The sequence below is a fragment of the Spirosoma utsteinense genome (genome assembly GCF_014282275.1).
In the GTDB taxonomy this organism is placed as follows: domain Bacteria; phylum Bacteroidota; class Bacteroidia; order Cytophagales; family Spirosomataceae; genus Spirosoma; species Spirosoma utsteinense.
Genome location: NZ_VFIA01000149.1, coordinates 1 through 1,102, shown reverse-complemented (window position 1 = coordinate 1,102; position 1,102 = coordinate 1). Strand labels below are relative to the sequence as shown.

General features: G+C 56.4%; 1 protein-coding gene. It reads left to right on the top strand.

Features of this window, described 5'->3' with window-relative positions; translation table 11 throughout:
• Positions 1 to 1,102: DUF4331 domain-containing protein (locus tag FH603_RS28180; protein WP_186742705.1), on the top strand; the 1,102-nt coding region annotated here is incomplete at both ends.

Sequence of the window (1,102 nt, the reverse complement as noted above, 5' to 3'; positions counted from 1 at the left end):
CCCGAACACCATCACGATTATTGCGAACTACATTCCGTTTGAATCACCGGACGGTGCCCCCAACTTTTACGACTTCGGCACCAACGTTCGTTATGAAATCCATATCAAGAACAAAGCCTCCACGGCGGGTGACGACATCACCTACCGGTTTACCTTTTCGAAAGTAAATCAGGATCCTACCACCTTCTTTTACATTCGTCTGGGTCAGCAAAACCTGAAGACAACCTACAAATGCGAAAAAAGCACAGACGGTGGCAATACATTCACTACTATCGTAGCGAACGGTGTTGTGCCGCCCGCCAACGTAGGTCCCCGCAGTATTGAAGACAAAACGGTTGGATTAGGTGCATCGTCCTACGACGCCCTGGCCCAGCAGGCCATCGCCAATGCCAGCACGGGCGAGAAAGTGTTCTGCGGACCGGTCGACGACCCGTTCTTTGTCGATCTGGCGGGTGCGTTCGACGTGGGTAATTTCCGGCCCGAAGGCAATGCCGTCAACTCCCCGAAGGATGCCCTCAACCGGTTCAATGTGCATACGATTGCCATCAAAGTGCCGATCAACCTGTTGCAGAAAGACGGCAAAAGCGTGGCACAGGCCGCCACTATTCTTGATCCTGATTACGTGATCGGCGTATGGGCGTCGGCTAGTCGGCAGATGATTCAGACACTTTACGCGGGTGCCGACATTGGCAACGACGGTAAGTTCGTGCAGGTATCACGCCTGGGCATGCCCCTGACCAACGAAGCCGTCATCCCCATCGGCATGAAGGACAAATGGAACGCTGCCTCGCCCTACGGCGGAGAAGACCTCCAGTTCGCCAAGTACTTCACCAACCCTGAACTGGCCCTTTACATGGACGACTCCCAGTTCGGCACTGCCGTCCCTTCGCTGAACGCCCTGCGTATCCAGAGCAAGTCGCTGGGCGCGTTTGACTTCCGCAATGGCAAGCCCGGTCTGTTTGGGCTCAAAGGCAACGCGGCCCTCAACGGCACGGCCCTTTCGGAAGCCGCTTTCGGGGGCATTCTGCTGCCCGACAACAAGAGTCCCCGCGCCGTCGACCTGCTGCCAATCTTCTACACGGGGGTGCCTAACCTGGCACCT